The organism is Algoriphagus locisalis, assembly GCF_900116615.1.
GTDB lineage: Bacteria > Bacteroidota > Bacteroidia > Cytophagales > Cyclobacteriaceae > Algoriphagus > Algoriphagus locisalis.
The window spans coordinates 373,519-390,470 of sequence record NZ_FPBF01000002.1; the positions used below are offsets into that span (position 1 = coordinate 373,519).

15 protein-coding genes are annotated in these 16,952 nt (G+C 39.1%); 9 read left to right on the forward strand and 6 right to left on the reverse strand.

What is annotated here, in order from left to right; translation table 11 throughout:
* Positions 1-37: 37 nt before the first annotated feature.
* From BM386_RS06555 to BM386_RS23910, 9 genes are all read left to right on the forward strand, one after another.
* A complete protein-coding gene (locus BM386_RS06555) occupies positions 38-4,408 on the forward strand; it encodes a CusA/CzcA family heavy metal efflux RND transporter (protein ID WP_091692270.1) in 4,371 nt (1,456 codons plus the stop codon).
* A 98-nt stretch (positions 4,409-4,506) separates the two neighbouring features.
* Positions 4,507-5,697, forward strand: coding sequence for an efflux RND transporter periplasmic adaptor subunit (locus BM386_RS06560; RefSeq protein ID WP_091692271.1), 1,191 nt, complete (start codon positions 4,507-4,509; stop codon positions 5,695-5,697).
* 38 nt (positions 5,698-5,735) lie between these two features.
* Positions 5,736-7,700 (forward strand): heavy metal translocating P-type ATPase, encoded by a 1,965-nt coding sequence (locus BM386_RS06565; RefSeq protein WP_091692272.1) that lies wholly within the window; start codon positions 5,736-5,738, stop codon positions 7,698-7,700.
* Positions 7,701-7,768: 68 nt separating this feature from the next.
* On the forward strand, positions 7,769-8,125 hold the full coding sequence (locus BM386_RS06570) for a SpoIIAA family protein (protein ID WP_091692273.1): 357 nt from the start codon (positions 7,769-7,771) through the stop codon (positions 8,123-8,125).
* A 10-nt stretch (positions 8,126-8,135) separates the two neighbouring features.
* Entirely contained in the window at positions 8,136-8,975 is an 840-nt protein-coding gene (locus BM386_RS06575) for a cation diffusion facilitator family transporter (protein WP_091692274.1), read from the forward strand.
* A gap of 53 nt (positions 8,976-9,028) precedes the next feature.
* Complete coding sequence (locus BM386_RS06580; protein WP_091692275.1) at positions 9,029-9,823, forward strand: cation efflux transmembrane domain-containing protein; 795 nt, start codon at positions 9,029-9,031, stop codon at positions 9,821-9,823.
* 171 nt (positions 9,824-9,994) lie between these two features.
* Positions 9,995-10,369, forward strand: coding sequence for an ArsR/SmtB family transcription factor (locus tag BM386_RS06585; RefSeq protein WP_057938480.1), 375 nt, complete (start codon positions 9,995-9,997; stop codon positions 10,367-10,369).
* Positions 10,366-10,965, forward strand: a complete 600-nt coding sequence (gene merTP, locus BM386_RS06590) for a mercuric transport protein MerTP (RefSeq protein WP_091692276.1) — start codon at positions 10,366-10,368, stop codon at positions 10,963-10,965. The genes BM386_RS06585 and merTP overlap by 4 nt, the downstream gene beginning before the upstream one ends.
* 5 nt (positions 10,966-10,970) lie before the next feature.
* Entirely contained in the window at positions 10,971-11,180 is a 210-nt protein-coding gene (locus BM386_RS23910; protein WP_091692277.1) for a GDCCVxC domain-containing (seleno)protein, read from the forward strand.
* A gap of 227 nt (positions 11,181-11,407) precedes the next feature.
* On the opposite strand, the gene BM386_RS06600 is transcribed toward BM386_RS23910, so the two are convergent.
* The 6 genes from BM386_RS06600 to BM386_RS06625 form a co-directional block, all read right to left on the reverse strand.
* Complete coding sequence (locus BM386_RS06600; RefSeq protein ID WP_091692278.1) at positions 11,408-12,604, reverse strand: IS256 family transposase; 1,197 nt, start codon at positions 12,602-12,604, stop codon at positions 11,408-11,410.
* Between the two features lie 114 nt (positions 12,605-12,718).
* Positions 12,719-12,961, reverse strand: a complete 243-nt coding sequence (locus tag BM386_RS24115) for an ankyrin repeat domain-containing protein (protein WP_091692279.1) — start codon at positions 12,959-12,961, stop codon at positions 12,719-12,721.
* Between the two features lie 9 nt (positions 12,962-12,970).
* Positions 12,971-13,276, reverse strand: a complete 306-nt coding sequence (locus BM386_RS06610) for a hypothetical protein (protein WP_091692280.1) — start codon at positions 13,274-13,276, stop codon at positions 12,971-12,973.
* A 429-nt stretch (positions 13,277-13,705) separates the two neighbouring features.
* Complete coding sequence (locus BM386_RS06615; RefSeq protein WP_091692281.1) at positions 13,706-14,143, reverse strand: hypothetical protein; 438 nt, start codon at positions 14,141-14,143, stop codon at positions 13,706-13,708.
* An 11-nt stretch (positions 14,144-14,154) separates the two neighbouring features.
* Positions 14,155-15,807 carry a hypothetical protein gene (locus tag BM386_RS06620; protein WP_091692282.1) on the reverse strand — a complete coding sequence of 551 codons (1,653 nt, stop codon included), beginning with the start codon at positions 15,805-15,807 and terminating at the stop codon, positions 14,155-14,157.
* Between the two features lie 39 nt (positions 15,808-15,846).
* Positions 15,847-16,950: a hypothetical protein gene (locus BM386_RS06625; RefSeq protein WP_091692283.1), complete on the reverse strand. Its 1,104-nt coding sequence runs from the start codon at positions 16,948-16,950 to the stop codon at positions 15,847-15,849.
* Positions 16,951-16,952 lie beyond the last annotated feature (2 nt).

Consider the following 16,952-nt stretch of genomic DNA (forward strand, 5'->3'; position numbering starts at 1 on the left):
GCCCATTTCCATTTTATTACATAAAAATTAATTCCTTATGCTGGATAATATAATCCGGTTTTCAGTTAAAAATAAACTGATTATCGGGCTACTTACCATAGGATTGGTCATTGTGGGAGTGTATTCACTCACCAAGCTTCCCATCGATGCAGTTCCTGATATTACCAATAATCAAGTACAGGTAATCACCACCTCTCCCTCACTGGCTGCTGAGGAGGTAGAGCGTTTAATTACCTTCCCCATTGAAATCACGATGGCCACAATTCCTGATATCGAAGAGATCCGAAGCTTTTCCCGTTTCGGGCTTTCTGTAGTTACTATCGTATTTGAGGAAAATGTGGATGTCTATTGGGCAAGACAACAGGTCAATGAACGAATGTCCGAAGTCAAAGAGCAGATTCCTCCGGATATTGGAGCTCCCGGGATGGCTCCTATCACTACAGGTCTTGGTGAGATTTATCAATACGTAGTCGGTGTAGAACCTGGCTATGAGGATAAGTACGATGCACGAGAGCTCCGGACTATTCAGGATTGGATAGTAAGAAGACAGCTGCTTGGGACACCTGGTGTTGCAGATGTGAGCAGTTTCGGGGGATACCTCAAGCAATACGAAATAGCGATTGAACCTGATAGATTGAAATCTTTGAATGTCTCGATAGCTGATATTTTTAAGGCGCTTGAAGATAACAATGAAAATACCGGAGGTGCATACATTGAGAAAAACCTAACAGCCCTATTCATACGAAGTGAAGGCCTTGTTGGATCTTTTGAAGATATCAATAATATCCCAGTGCGAGTGAACGAAAACGGTATTCCCGTCCTGATAAAAGATGTAGCTAAAGTACAGCTAGGGAATGCTGTCCGCTATGGAGCGACTACCAGAAATGGTGAAGGTGAAGTAGTCAGTGCCATAGTAATGATGCTGAAAGGTGAAAATTCTGCAGAAGTCATTGATAATGTTAAAGCTAAAATTGATGAGATCAGAAAAACACTTCCTGAGGGGGTTACCATTGAGCCTTTCCTAGACCGTTCCAAGCTGGTTATTAACGCAATAGGTACTGTGAGCAAGAACCTCATCGAAGGGGCACTGATCGTTATTTTTGTCCTTTTGCTGTTACTGGGCAATCTGAGGGCGGGTTTGATTGTGGCTTCAGTAATTCCTTTAGCCTTATTATTTGCTTTCACCCTGATGAATTTGTTTGGGGTTTCAGGAAACTTAATGAGTCTGGGTGCTATAGATTTCGGGCTGATTGTGGATGGGGCTGTTATCATTGTTGAGGCGACGATGCATCATCTTGGGTTAGTCAAAAAGGAAAGAAAACTGACACAGTTAGAGATGGACGATGAGGTATTTCTTTCGGCCAGCAAGATCCGAAATTCTGCCGCTTTTGGGGAGATCATCATCCTCATTGTTTACTTGCCCATCTTGGCATTAGTTGGCACAGAAGGAAAAATGTTCAGGCCTATGGCGCAGACAGTAGCCTTTGCTATATTGGGTGCTTTTATTCTGTCTCTTACCTATGTACCGATGATCTCAGCTCTTTTTCTGAGTAAAAAGCTGAGTAACAAGCCGAATATTTCTGACAAAATCATGAGTTTTTTCCATGGTTTTTATGATCCTTCTATCCGTTGGGCTATGCATCATAGAGGGGTTGTACTAAGTGTGGCACTGGTATTATTGGTGGTATCAGGTTGGGTTTTTTCAAGATTGGGAGGTGAGTTTATTCCTACCCTGGAAGAAGGGGATTTTGCAGTGGAAACCCGTGTGGTTACCGGTTCCTCCCTTCAGAATACCATTAAGGCAACCACCCAGGCTGAAAAGATACTTTTGGATCAGTTTCCTGAAGTAGTAGAGGTAGTCTCCAAAATAGGAGCTGGTGAAATTCCAACAGATCCAATGCCTGTAGAGGCAGCTGATATGATGATTATCCTAAAAGATAAAGGCGAATGGACATCTGCCACGAACCGGGAAGATCTGGCGAATAAAATGTCTGAAGCATTAGCTGTTTTGCCGGGAGTGAACTTTGGGTTTCAACAGCCAATACAAATGCGGTTCAATGAATTGATGTCCGGTGTCCGGCAAGATGTTGCCATAAAAATTTATGGGGAGGAATTAGACCAGCTTTCTCAATATGCCAATCAGATAGGTCAGATAGCCAGAGGAGTGGAAGGAGCAGAAGATATTTACATAGAGGAAGTGACAGGTGTGCCCCAGATTGTCATCGACTATAAACGGGCACAATTGGCAAAATATGGCTTAAGCATCAAAGAAGTAAACCGCTCGATCCAGGCAGCTTTTGCCGGGGCTTCCGCTGGGAAAGTTTACGAAGGCGAAAAGAGATTTGATTTAGTGATCAGACTTGACCAGAACAAAAGAAATGAACTGGAGGATGTCCGGAACCTATTTATAGCCCGGGCAAATGGGGATCAGATCCCGTTATATCAAGTTGCAGAAGTCTCCGTGAAAGAAGGACCTTACCAGATTCAGCGGGACGATACCCAGCGGAGAATTGTGGTGGCATTCAATGTGAGAAATAGGGATGTGGAAAGTATCGTCGACGAAATTGAAAGCAAAATAGCAAATGCTGTTACTTTTGAATCTGGTTATTTTGTGACGTTCGGTGGGCAGTTTGAGAATCTGATTGAAGCGAAAGAGCGGTTGGGGGTTGCGGTTCCACTGGCACTATTGCTGATCTTTGTATTGTTATTTTTCACCTTCGGGTCAATAAAGCAAAGTATTCTGATTTTTACTGCGATACCGCTTTCTGCCATTGGGGGAATTTTTGCTTTGACGTTGCGAGGGATGCCTTTTAGTATTTCAGCAGGAATAGGATTTATCGCACTTTTCGGTGTAGCGGTACTCAATGGTATTGTGCTGATAGCTGAGTTTAACCATCTGAAAAAAGAAGGCATCACGGACGTATTTGAGCGGATCTATTCAGGTACACGCACCAGACTGAGACCCGTGATTATGACTGCTTCTGTAGCATCCTTAGGCTTTTTGCCTATGGCGCTCTCTTCTTCAAGTGGGGCAGAGGTTCAGAAACCATTGGCTACAGTAGTTATCGGAGGACTGATCACTGCCACGATTCTGACTTTGGTGGTTCTGCCTGTTTTGTATTACTATTTTGAAAAAGGATTCAGGAAATCCACCCGAAAGATAGGATTGCTCACTATCACCTTGCTAGCTTTTATAAGTATCCCAACTTTAGCACAGGAAATCCAACAGGTTTCTTCCCTGGATCAGGCAATAGATCTGGCGCTTGAAAATAATCCCAACGTAAAAGCAGAAGCACTAAGGCTGGAGCAGAAGCGGGCTTTAAAGGGCGCTAGCTGGAATATTGGCAAAACTGCTGTGGATATAGAGTATGGTCAGACTAACAGTGCATTTACCAACGATTCCCGCTTTTCAGTTTCACAAACCTTTGAATTTCCGACTACTTATAGCAGACAAAATGGACTGGCTGAGGCCAAAGTAACTTCAGGTGAATTGGCCGTTGAAATGAGTAAAAATGAACTCATCAGAGCTGTAAAGTCAACTTGGTATGCGTTATGGGCAGCAAAGGAAAAGGGAATTCTGCTCCTTAGACAGGATAGTATTTATTCCCGGTTTGCATCAGCTGCCACCTTACGCTTTGAGGCAGGGGAAACCAACCTGCTTGAAAAGGCAACTGCTGAAGCACAGGTGGCTGAAATTGAAGCATTATTGGCACAGAATCAGGCAGATGTTGAGATCAACTTGAGAAGGCTGAAAATGCTTTTAAACTCAGATGCTGCTATCGAACCTAATTTGGGTAAGCTTGAGCAAAAGCTTTCTGAGGTGTCCTTAACTTCATTAAGCGTGGATGGTAATCCAACACTAACCTGGGTTCAGCAACAGATTGCAATTGCAGAAAAGGAAAAGTCAGTGGAAAAATCACAGTTTATGCCTGATATTAAACTGGGGTATTTCAATCAATCCTTTAATGGCCCGGGTGAAACTATGGCCGGTAATCCGGAATTTTTCACCTCTAAAGATCGATTCGATGGTTTTCAGGTTGGGTTGGCAATTCCGATTTTCAGCCTGAAATCGCAGTCCGCAACCATTAAATCCAAATCCATAAGGATAGCTGAAGCTGAACAGGAGGAAGCGGCATTTACCAACGAGCTTGAAAATCACTTGGCCTCTTTACTTCTGGATTACGAAAAATACCAGACAAGTTTGGCTTTTTATGAAGCCAATGCTCTGCCCCAGGCCGAACTCATTCTAAATCAATCTCAAAGAGGCTTCCAAAGCGGTGCAATCGGTTATGTGGAATATACTCAAGGGTTAAACAGAAGTTTATCAGTAAGTTTTGATTATCTGGATTTGCTCGACAAATCCAATCAGACACTTATTCAGATTGAATTCATATCTGGTATCAATTAAAATGAAAAATATGAAATCGAGCATGACTAAAAAGTCACATAGAAGAATGAGTTTAACCTTTCACGATTCCATAATACCATTTCTAAAAATCTTATAAAATGAAAAAATATATCATAAACAGCCTATTTGCCTTAACAATAGCAGGCTTTATAGCTTCCTGTAATTCAAAAGTTGAAAGTGTTGAAATTCAGGGAGAGCACGAAGAAAATGAATCCAGGGTAGAACTGTCTCAAGCGCAATATGAGGTGACAGGGATCGAGCTGGGTAAATTGGAATTCAAGGAAATTGGAAGTGAACTTATGGTGAATGGGGTGATTGATGTCCCACCGCAAAATAACATTTCCATTACCATGCCTTATGGAGGTTTTGTGAAAAACACCACACTTCTTCCGGGCGATGCTGTCAAAAAAGGGCAACTGCTTGTATCCATTGAAAACCCTGAATTCATTCAGTTTCAGCAGGACTATTTAGAGAGCCTGGCTAACAGCTCCTATTTAAAGTCTGAGTACGAGCGTCAGGAGAAATTGTATGGTGAACAAGTGGCTTCCGGAAAAACCTTTGAAGAATCAAGAAGTAATTTTCTGGCCAATGAAGCCAGGATAAAGACATCCAGGGCAAAATTAAAAATGATCGGATTTGATCCCGAGAAAGTGGAAACAGGAGAGATTAAATCCGTGGTAAACATCTATTCCCCTGTATCCGGATCGGTATTGGATGTTTTTACCAATATTGGCAAATACGTTAGTCCGCAGGATGTAATCATGGATTTAACCAATTCAGATGATTTGCATGTGGAGCTTTCTGTCTATGAAAATGATATTCCTAAAATTAAGAAGGATCAACGCATCAAATTCAACATTGCCAATACGGATGAAGAATGGAGAGAGGCGCATGTGTTTTTGGTAGGTAAGGGAGTGAGAAAAGATAGATCAGTGACGGTTCATGGTCATTTTGACAGCAAGAATACTGATTTGCTCCCAGGAATGTATGTGACTGCCAAAATAGAAATCGCTACGGAAAAAGCGTTGGTAGCACCAGATGATGCTGTAGTACGTTTTGGTGAGAAGCATTTTATTTTTTCCTACTTGGGGGAGCGGGATGAAAATGGACAGCCAGCTTATGATTATGAGATGATAGAGGTAATGATGGGAAATAAAGAAGATGGGTTCACTCAGGTAACATTATTGGATTCCGCTAGAAACTATGAAGATATCAAGCTGGTGACTGAAGGAGCTTTTACGCTGCTTTCAAAAGCTAAAAACAGCGAAGAAGAAGGTGGGCATCATTGAAAAACAAAGGAAAAATACGCTAACTGGTATATGAAATCATGGAAAAGGAAAAAGTAGAACATTCAGGGATATTCGGAAAAAACAGTGAATTGATTTTCTCTATTTGCTGCGGTGTTTTGTTGGGAATCGGGTTTGGTCTCAGTTTTATGGAGTCCGTTCCTCAGTGGGTTAGTCTTGGGTTTTATATAGGAGCCTATTTTTTTGGAGGCTTCTATACTGCCAAGGAAGCAATTGAGACTATTCTTAAAGGAGGGTTTGAAATTGATTTCCTCATGTTGGTCGCAGCCATTGGTGCTGCGATCCTTGGGGAATGGGCAGAAGGTGCGTTGCTGTTGTTTTTATTTAGCCTAGGGCATTCATTGGAGCACTACGCTATGGGAAAAGCACATAAATCGATTGAGTCCCTAGCTACTCTGGCTCCCAAAACCGCCTTGAAAAAAGATGAGAATACTACCACAGAAGTTGGTATTGAAGAATTGAAAATTGGGGATATTATTTTAGTCAAGCCCAACACCCGCATTGCAGCCGATGGAGTAGTAATCAAAGGTAGTAGCGCCGTTGATCAGGCACCCATCACAGGTGAGAGTATTCCGGTGGACAAAGTTGCTATGCAAAATGCTGATTCAAATGAATTATCTCTTAAAGATGTTCCTGAGGAAAGCCGTGCATTTTCAGGGACTATAAATGGAAATGGAACCTTGGAAATAAAGGTGTTAAAATTAGCCACGGACTCCACCGTATCAAGATTGATCACTTTAGTCAACGAAGCAAAGGCACAAAAGTCTCCTACTCAGTTACTCACTGATAAGTTCGAAAAGTATTTTGTCCCTTCAGTGTTGGTTTTGGTGGTGATACTATGCTTTGCCTTTTTGGTCATTGATGAGTCTTTTAGCCAAAGCTTTTATAGAGCGATGGCAGTTTTGGTAGCTGCGAGTCCATGTGCATTGGCCATTGCTACACCCAGTGCTGTATTAAGCGGTATAGCCCGTGCTGCCAAAAAAGGAGTGTTGATCAAAGGGGGGAGACCCTTGGAAGATTTAGGCGTTTTGACTGCAATCGCTTTTGATAAAACAGGAACACTCACTGAAGGAAAACCCAAAATCACAGAGGTGATTGCCCTGGAAGGAATTTCCAACGAAGAATTACTTGCAGATGCTATAGCGGTGGAAGAGCTGAGCGATCACCCACTTGCCAAAGCGGTAGTTAGAGACGGCAAAGAGCGAATGGATGGCAAAGAAATTCCCAAAGCGGATTCATTGGAAGCAGTGTTGGGTAAAGGAATTAAGGCCAATGTGGGTTCGGATAAAATCTATATCGGAAACCTGGATTTGTATGAAGCTCTGGATGATAAAAAACCTTCTGATGAGATAGTCAAAAAAATTGAAGAGTTGGAGTCCAACGGCAACACTACTATCCTTATCAGAAAAAATGAGAACTATCTTGGAATCATTGGGCTGATGGACACTCCTAGGGAATCAGCCAAAGCTACCTTAAGTGAACTGAAGGCGATTGGGATTGAAAAAATGATCATGCTCAGCGGAGATAACCAGAAAGTCGCCGATGCAATTGCCAATGAAGTCGGACTGACTGGTGCAAGAGGAAGCTTACTGCCTGAAGAAAAAGTGGAAGCTATCAAACAATTAAAGCAGTCAGAATCCAAAATCGCCATGGTGGGTGACGGGGTAAATGATGCTCCGGCTATGGCTGCAAGTACCGTAGGTATTGCCATGGGAGCAGCAGGGTCTGATGTCGCTTTGGAAACTGCCGATATTGCGTTGATGGCTGATAAACTTGAAGTATTGCCTTTTGCAATTGGGCTAAGTAGAAAAGCCAAGGGGATTATCAAGCAAAACCTATGGATCAGTTTAGGTGTAGTCGGCGTATTGATTCCTGCTACGATCTTTGGATTCGCCTCTATAGGCATTGCAGTGCTAATTCATGAAGGTTCAACAATAGTCGTTGTAGTAAATGCTTTAAGGCTGTTGGCATACCAGCGAAAATGAATAAGCCACAGTAATGAAATAGAATAAATACTTATACAGAGAGGATATTTTAACTTAAAAACAATAGTATGCTACAGATACTAGAGCAAACGGAAAACAATATCATAGCAACAAAAGCCTCAGGAAAATTAACTGAAGTTGATTACAAAAAGCTATTACCATTATTGAAGAACGCGCTCGGCAAACATTCTAAGATTCGATGGTATTTTGAAATGGTTGATTTTGAGGGATGGGAACTGAAAGCCTTTTGGGAAGATGTGAAATCTGATACAAAACATGCCAATGACTTTGATAAAGTGGCCATGGTAGGCGAAAAAAAGTGGGAAGAAAAAATGTCTGACCTAATGGGTTTTTTCAGTTCAGGTGAAGTTAAATACTTTGATATTTCAGAAAAAGAAACTGCATTCAAGTGGATTAAAAAATAACAGCTAGTCAGTGGCAAAAAAAGATAACAATATCAGGACAGCCTTTTTCCTGAATTTAGCCTTTACCGTGTTAGAAGTCACAGGTGGTTTGATTTCAGGCAGTATCGCTATTTTAGCAGACTCACTCCATGATTTTGCTGACAGCCTTTCACTGGGTGCAGGCTGGTACTTCGAAAAGAAATCCAGGAAAGGAAGTACGGATAATTATTCTTATGGATATGCCCGGTTTTCTTTATTGGGTGCGATGATAAACGCGGTGACATTATTACTCGGATCAATCTATATAGTTTATGCATCTGTTGAGCGAATAATAAATCCACAGAACCCTGATGCATATTGGATGCTTGGCATTTCATTTTTGGGTATAGCCTTAAATGGAATCGGTGTTTGGAAGTTGAAATCCGGTAAATCGATGAACAAACAGGTTATGATGATTCATCTTTTAGAGGATGCTCTTGGATGGGTTGCTGTTCTTGTTGGGAGCATTGTCATGTTGCTATTTGATGTTCCAATATTGGATCCTATTCTGGCCATTGTTATTAACCTTACTGTTCTTGTATTTGCTATGCATAAACTGGTACAGGCACTAAAAATACTGCTTCAAAAAGTTCCGAAGAACATCAATCTCCCTGAACTTCGTCAAAAAATACTTTGCTTGGACAAAGTTAAAGAGGTTGAGCATTTACATATATGGTCGCTAACAGAGGAAAAAGCTGTGGTCACTGCACATGTTATAGTTTCAGACATTCGATTATTATCGGATTCAAGTGCTATAAAAGAGAAGATTCATGCAATTTTAAGCGATATAGATACCGAACATATCAACATTGATCTGAAGAGTTCTGATTGATAATATATATTTAAATCTTAAAAATCTTGCTGTCAAAAGATAAGCTAGTCAACATGCAAAAAACAATCTTTGAGATAACCAAAATGGACTGCCCTTCGGAGGAGAACCTTATCAGGATGAATTTGGACGGTATTTCCAGTATTGAAAATTTGGAATTTGATATCCCAAACCGGAAACTGACAGTTTTTCATCAAGGGGAAATTGAAGCCATCGAAAAGTCTGTTGTGGACTTAAATTTAGGAGGGAGGAAAATTTCCACCGAGAAGACTGACCAATCGGTCTTTAAAGAACACACTCACCAAAAAAAGTTACTATGGTCTGTCCTTGCAATAAATTTTGCGTTTTTTCTAATCGAAATGACCACAGGAATTATTTCCAAATCTATGGGGCTGGTTGCCGATAGCTTGGATATGCTTGCGGATAGCTTTGTGTATGGGATAAGTTTATTTGCAGTGGGGGGAACAATATATAGGAAAAAGCGGATTGCTAAATGGGCTGGATATTTTCAGATCATACTTGCGATCATCGGATTTGTAGAGGTATTAAGAAGATTTTTTGGAGTCGAGAAGCTTCCGGATTTTTCAACAATGATTATTGTCTCAATTCTTGCCCTCATGGCGAATGGAATTTGTCTTTATCTGTTGCAAAAATCGAAAAGCAAAGAAGAGGCTCATATGAAAGCAAGTATGATTTTTACTTCAAATGATGTGATTATTAATTTAGGTGTAATTGCCGCAGGCCTATTAGTTCATTGGCTAGAATCCAGTACGCCAGATCTGGTTATAGGAACAATTGTTTTTGTCTTGGTTGTTCAAGGGGCATTTAGAATTTTAAAAGTGAGCAAATAGAAAAACATGAAGTGATTTTATTCGAAATAACGGTAGGTAAGGATAATTTCAGACTAAGTAAAAATATTTGATTTTAGGATATTGACGTTGCAGAGTATTGGATTTTTAAAACAAAAGTAAAAATGTATTTAAGCATTTGCTTAAATAAGAAGTTTTCTTATTTTTGTATTCATGGATATCATTTCTTGTATTAGGCAACAAGCGGACGTTGAACAACTAAACCGCTGCAAAAGCCGAGTTTTTGAGCTTCACGAATCCTTCGACTATTTATCAAAGGGACTTGAGCTGGCTGGGAATAAGGTCAGGTTGAAAATTCTTTTCCTGCTTTATGAAGAGAAACAACTATGTGTATGTGATTTGAGTGATATTCTAGGAATGACCATATCGGCAATTTCTCAACATCTCAGGAAACTCAAAAATCAGAAGGTCATCGAAGCTGAAAGACAAGCGCAAACTATTTTCTACTCCTTAGCTGAAGAGTATAAAATCCTGCTTAAACCGATATTCACATTAATTGAGGAAAATAAAGTTTTCGAAACTGTATGAAGAAAGATAATACACTAATCGGCGCAGGAGTTCTATCATCCTTTACGGCTTCCATATGTTGCATTACTCCTGTTTTTGCTCTTGTCGCGGGAACAAGCGGGATCGCATCCACTTTTTCCTGGCTTGAATCAGCAAGACCTTACTTTATTGCTTTTACAATTTTGACTCTTGGTTTTGCTTGGTATCAGATTTTGAAACCTAAAAGAGAAGCGGATTGCCATTGCGAAACGCCGGCTAAACCGAAGTTGATTGAAACTAAAACATTTTTGGGTATTTTGACTGCATTTGCTATGCTCATGCTTGCCTTTCCAAGTTACTCGCACATCTTCTACCCCAAGACAGGAAGCCAGACGGAACTGGTTGACAATGAAAATCTTCAGACCGTAGAGTTTTCTATCAATGGGATGACATGCACAAGTTGTGAAGAACATGTAAACCATGAAGTGAATAAACTTTCTGGAATAATCAGCTCGACCACATCATATGATAACGGCAATGCTGTTATACAGTTTGACAGCTTAAAAACGAATGTTTCTGAAATTGAAACAGCAATAAATAGCACAGGATACAAAGTAACAGAAAGAAAGGAAAAGTAATTAGCATGAATGCCCTACTTAAATCAATAATCACCTGCCCTGAGTGCGGAAATCAAAAAGAAGAAACCATGCCGACAGACGCCTGTCAATTCTTTTATGAATGTGAGAATTGTAAAGTGATATTAAAACCTAAGAAGGGAGATTGCTGTGTTTATTGCTCCTATGGAACAGTGCCTTGTCCTCCTATTCAAGATAACAAGCCTTGTTGTTCTTAAACATTGAAAAAATATAAATATTGATAGCCCCTATTTATCTTCATAGAGTAATATCTGGCGTTACAAATTTTTCAATTCATTAGGGTTTGCAATTCTAAATCATTTTTAGCCATCAATTGCAAGTAGTCATTTTTCCCTTTATCCAGCTTTTTTGCCTCTGCACCGTGTTGTAAGAGCAGTTTTATGGACACTATCCCGAAAAGTGTGTAAATGAATTTTAAGGTTGGTTAGAATTTTAGACGGTTTTCAAACATAATCATAAATTGGTTTAGGATTGTTCCCCAATCCCGGATTGGCATTGTCCATTTTTTGGTGGATTCGTTGACAGCCAGGAATACGGACTTCATCACTGCTTCGTCGGTTGGATAGGAAAGTTTATTCTTGGTGTATTTTCTGATTTTCCCATTCAGGTTTTCGATGATATTGGTCGTGTAGATGATCTTTCTGATTTCCATGGGAAAAGCCAGGAATGCAGTCAGTTCCTCCCAGTTATCCCTCCAGCTTTTGATCGCATAGCCGTATTTCTGACTCCATACGGACTCTAACTGATCCAATGCAAGGGCTGCTGCTTCACGGTTTGGAGCCGTGTAGATTTCCTTCATATCAGCTGTAAATGCCTTCCTGTCCTTCCATACCACATAACGACAGGCATTCCGGATCTGATGGACAATGCAGATTTGCTTCGTGGACTCGGGAAAAACTGATCTGATTGCATCTGTAAAGCCTTTCAGGTTATCCGTGGCGGTGATCAGGATATCCTGGACGCCTCTGGATCTCAAATCTGTCAATACACTCAGCCAGAAGGCTGCCGATTCGTTCTTTCCCAACCAAAGACCGAGAACTTCCTTTTTGCCATCCGTGCGTAGGCCTATGGCTATATAAATGGTTTTGTCGATCACTCTGGAGTTCTCTCTGACTTTAAACACAATCCCATCCATCCAAACGATGCAATAGACTGATTCGAGTGGTCTGTTTTGCCACAGGGTAATATCCTGGGAAACACGCTCGGTGATCCGCGATATGGCGGAGGTGGAAAGTTCGATGTTATAGAGTTCCCTGATCTGTTCCTCGATATCGCTCACACTCATGCCCTTGGCATACAGGGAGATGATGATGTTTTCTACTCCCTGGGCCATGTTTTTACGCTTGGGCACAAGAGCAGGAGTAAAAGATGCGTCTCTGTCGCGGGGAACCTGAATCTCGGATACCCCAAACTGGTTTTTGATTTTTTTCTTACTGTGGCCGTTTCGGGTGTTGTCACCGGCAGAAGTCTGGTGCTTATCGTATCCCAGATGGGAATCCAGTTCACCTTCCAGGATCTGTTCGACCCCACGCTTCTGGATCTGGGCAAGGAAAGAGTACAACTCTTCACCTGTTTTAAACTGCTTGAGGAATTCCTCGCTTAGGACATCTTCTTTTTTCATAGCTTTAAATGTGTAAAGTTACCCCGAAAAGTTATTTCCGTAATTTTTCCAGGCCTTTCAATGGGCCGAAAAATTCCAGAATAACTTTCCTACACTTACACACTTAATGGGATGCTACCGTTTTATGCAATCGACTTGGTGGAATTTATTTACTGTATCGTTTGATTGTAATGAATGGATTGCCCAGCCAAGTGGGGTGCTGTTATAAGTCTTGTCTTGTCCATCAATTTTGGTCCCAGACCTTATTAGCCGGTCGACTAATTTATCCCTACCACAAAATGCTGCCCAGTGCAATGCAGTTTCACCATTGTTCTGATACGTATAATGAATGTCAGCACCTCTTTCAATATAAAATATTCCGAGTTTTTAAGCGTGAAGACTGGCTGCAGCAAGAATGGGAGTTCCACCACCATTAATTTTGTTGCCATCTATTTTTGCTCCATTTTCCAAGAAAATCTTTGCAAATATGATTCCATCATCATCCGAAATTTTTCTCGCAAAAATAGCATCGCAAATCCTATGAAGTGGGTGTTCTTTTTGTCTACAAAAAAATTCGAAAGGAATCGTAATTCCTTCGTTTGCCAGATTAGGATTTTCTGAAAGTAATTTAGCCAGCACCTGAAAATCTTTTCTCTCAATCAATTTTTTGACCTTTTGTGTAAATATTTTCATTTTAATCAGGGTTATGGCTTCAAATTAAAGTCTTAATAAATAGTTTCCAGATTGTTTTCAGCATGAAAATAATCATTTTTCATTGCATCAAACTCCATATTTCCCTTTTTAGGAGCAACTCAAATTTACTACTTTTCTGAAAAAGGAATATGGCTTATTAGAGCTTCTATATCAGACTACCTTTATTTACCGCTATCTTGAAACAGTATATTAGATAGCCTATACTTTTGATATAGCTAGATGAATTTTGGAGAATTAAAAAGGGCAACAATCTGAGAGTATTAATTATATAAATACATCTTTACTCTTTTACTTTTTTTTAAAAACAACTCTGAAAATCAATCAAATTATCTAATTATCTGGTCAGCAATAAAATTTTCGGGAACTGCCCTCATATAGGGAGGAACTTGCTAGTTTAAATTGTCACTATTATTCTTGATTTGATGCCTCCAAAATATTTATAGCCAAAAAAGAGAATGCATGGACAATTTTAGTTCTTTGAGTAAACTTGGTGTATTTTTCACCTTCAAAATTAAGATGGATATGCTCTGACCAGCTGTGGAACTCGCCATTTTTTGCATCGTATTTAAATTCATGAGCTAATTTGTTTCTCAATCTATTTAGCTCTGTCAAAGAATAAATTATAGAATCTGAATGTGGTGATTGCCCCAACAGGTGTTTCAATCTGATTACTTTTGAGTAAAAGGACAACTTCTCTGGATCAGGGTCTCCCATTCTCTTTAAGGCTATCTCAATTATCTTTTCAAGAAAAACATGACCATTTAATAGTATTAAGGAATAGTCGGAAAATCTGTCCAAATTGCCCCAGACAGCTAATTCTAATAAAGGATCTACTTTATCTCCCATATTCTAGTATATCATCTAAGAAACTTTAAGAATCGTTCTGCAAAACCGTAGGGAATACGCCTGTGAGAAGGAATGAGTTTATTTATAGTATTTGAGAATGCTGGAACAAATTTTTTATCCCGGAAATGATTATCAAACATTCCCCAAATCCTTTTTGGAGATTCAGTTAGGTAAGCCTCTGAATTTTCCCAATCCGAAACATGAGTTAACAACATCCTTTTAACACATACCTTCTTGTTAATCAATCCCTTAGTTAATTCTTCAAATCGGTCACTAAAAACATCTGCAAATAATGCTGTTTGAAAAACCTTCTCATTAACAACTAACAAAGGGAAAACATGGATCTGTTTACCTACCGGAAATCCTTTGTCAAACAAAGGTGCCTTTTCCAATAGGTTTGAAACAGAATTATAAACTTGGTCTACTCCAAAACGATCAAAAAATTCATCTCTACCTAATTTATATAAATCCTCAATATCTCCACCATATTTTGAATTATCATTGACACTCCCTCCCTTAATTTGACCCACAATAATTTTGTTATTGTATCGAAAATAAAAATCCGAAAATTCACTTCCACCCTTCGAATCTGGAGTAATTAGCTGATTAAGAGTTAAAAAAATAGAGTGGCGATATTCTTTGAATATTCTTGAAAGAATACCACAACAATATTGCTCGAAAAACCTACCAAAATGGCCTCCTAATTCTTCTATAGCTTTATCTTGTTCTGATCTATCCTTGCAACCTTCTTTTAGGCAATCAAACCAAAAGTCATTTATAAACTGTGAATAGCATTTTTCTACTAAAAAAACAGAATCTGAAAGAAGATAGTCATTATCATTTACCTTTATCAATGGAGATTTTCTTATTCCAATAAACTTATATAGATCTTTATTCTTAGTCCTTTCACTTAAGGCCTCTAAAAATGAATCTATCTCTTTAGAAGGATAACAAAAACCAAATTTTTTATCCTCATAGGATTCATGCATTAATACCCTTTGGACTCTTTGTAGAAATTCATTGGGTAAGCATCCATAGTTATTCTTGAAATATTGGATCAACTTCTTTGAATACTTTTCCACTTTTGAAAAGTATTCTATCAACAGAAACCCTCTATAAATAGTAAAAACAGGATTGGACTCAATGGATAATTCATTGATAGGCAATAATGCCGGATTCAAATTTTCGAAACTTGGATTCTTTAAAGTTTCCTCCGAACTGTCACCGATTTTTATTAACTCAGAATTTACAGCTAAAATATATTTAAAGAGATTCTCCCATTGATCAGCATTCTCAAATTCAAAATCATCAATAGGTAGAATCTCTTGACTTTGTGTAACTTCTTCCATCGCAAACAAAAACGTACCTCTGTGAAAAATTGCAGGTATTGCCAATCCTACAAAGTGGGTAGTTAAAACTCGAAAACATGATTTGAAGTGCAGATCTGACTTTAGAAGATATCGCAAAATCTTTATTTGCGTTTCAAAACTATGATCAAACTGAGTTTGATTTTTCGGCTTTAACAAGTAGTTCAAATATGCCAACTCAAATAAAATAGCATCTTTCGACAACCCTTCTAAAAAAGATATACGAGACGTCGGATCTTCATTGAAAAAGGAAGAGTATTCTAAAATTACTGTAGCTTTTGGAGCTAATCTTGACATTACGACTAAATGTATTTTTTGCAACAGCTATCAATAGAATCAAAATCCAATGTACAGTGTGAACTCTTCATCTTGCGGGCAAAATAAATCTTCAACTAGTGCTATTAAATCCTCTCCAAAATATATCGTGTCTTCTGAAATTCGGAAGGGCTTTTTCCATTCATCGAAAATCATACCCACAATTGGCTTTTCAGTGTTGTAAAATATGTAGTATTCCGCTTTGTGCTCATCACAGTTTCGATTCACTTCACTTCCCCACTTAACTGACCATGCTAACCTTTCAATATACCATTCTTCACTACCAATAATTTGAGGTGGTTGAAAATTACCAAATGGCCTTCTTGCGTGCTTAATATCCTCAATAAAAGGTGAGCATGAAAACAAAACAGATTCTCTTACCTGAATCAATACTCTTTTTGCCTCCCCAAAAATTTCTGCAAGCTGATTTGAATTAATTTCTTCACCATTGTAAGAAAAAGGAACAAACATTATGTCTGGCTGCCATGTAACTCCATTTTTATTTATCCTTATCCCAGAAAAGAAGCCTCCAACACCTTGTCTAATGATTTCCTCCTGAACCCCATATGATTGGGTAACAGCTATGATCGAAGCCAATATTTGCTCATCCGACCATCCTTTCACCTCAATTTGAGCGAAAAAATTTTCGGTCTGATTAATAAAAGACTCACCTATCGAACCAGAATGCGCTACTTCAAAGAAGTCATGCTGTATAATTCGTGAATTATTTTTGCCGTTATATGAAATCAACCTTGGAACATTTTCATCCATATAACCTATCAATACCTTAACATCTTTATCACTAAATGAATTTTCAACAGCTTTCAGAATATCTATCACATTTTGAATCTCCAAGTACATTTTAAAATGCTTTATTCCCTCATGAGCCTCCTCTATTGTACCTGAAATTGCAAGAATGACCTTATTTTCTAAGTCGTATAGCTTAAGCCACTTTTCTGAAATAGTCTTCCCTTTCTCAAAAATTTGCTGTTCTCCAAAAGATGTTAAAGGTCTATTCGATTCGTAGGTTTTATCTGAATACGAACCTGGATAGTCTATGGTGACAACACTGTCCCCAACTAAGAAAACCGAGTTGTAATTTTTCCAACCTAAAATATATGTCATAA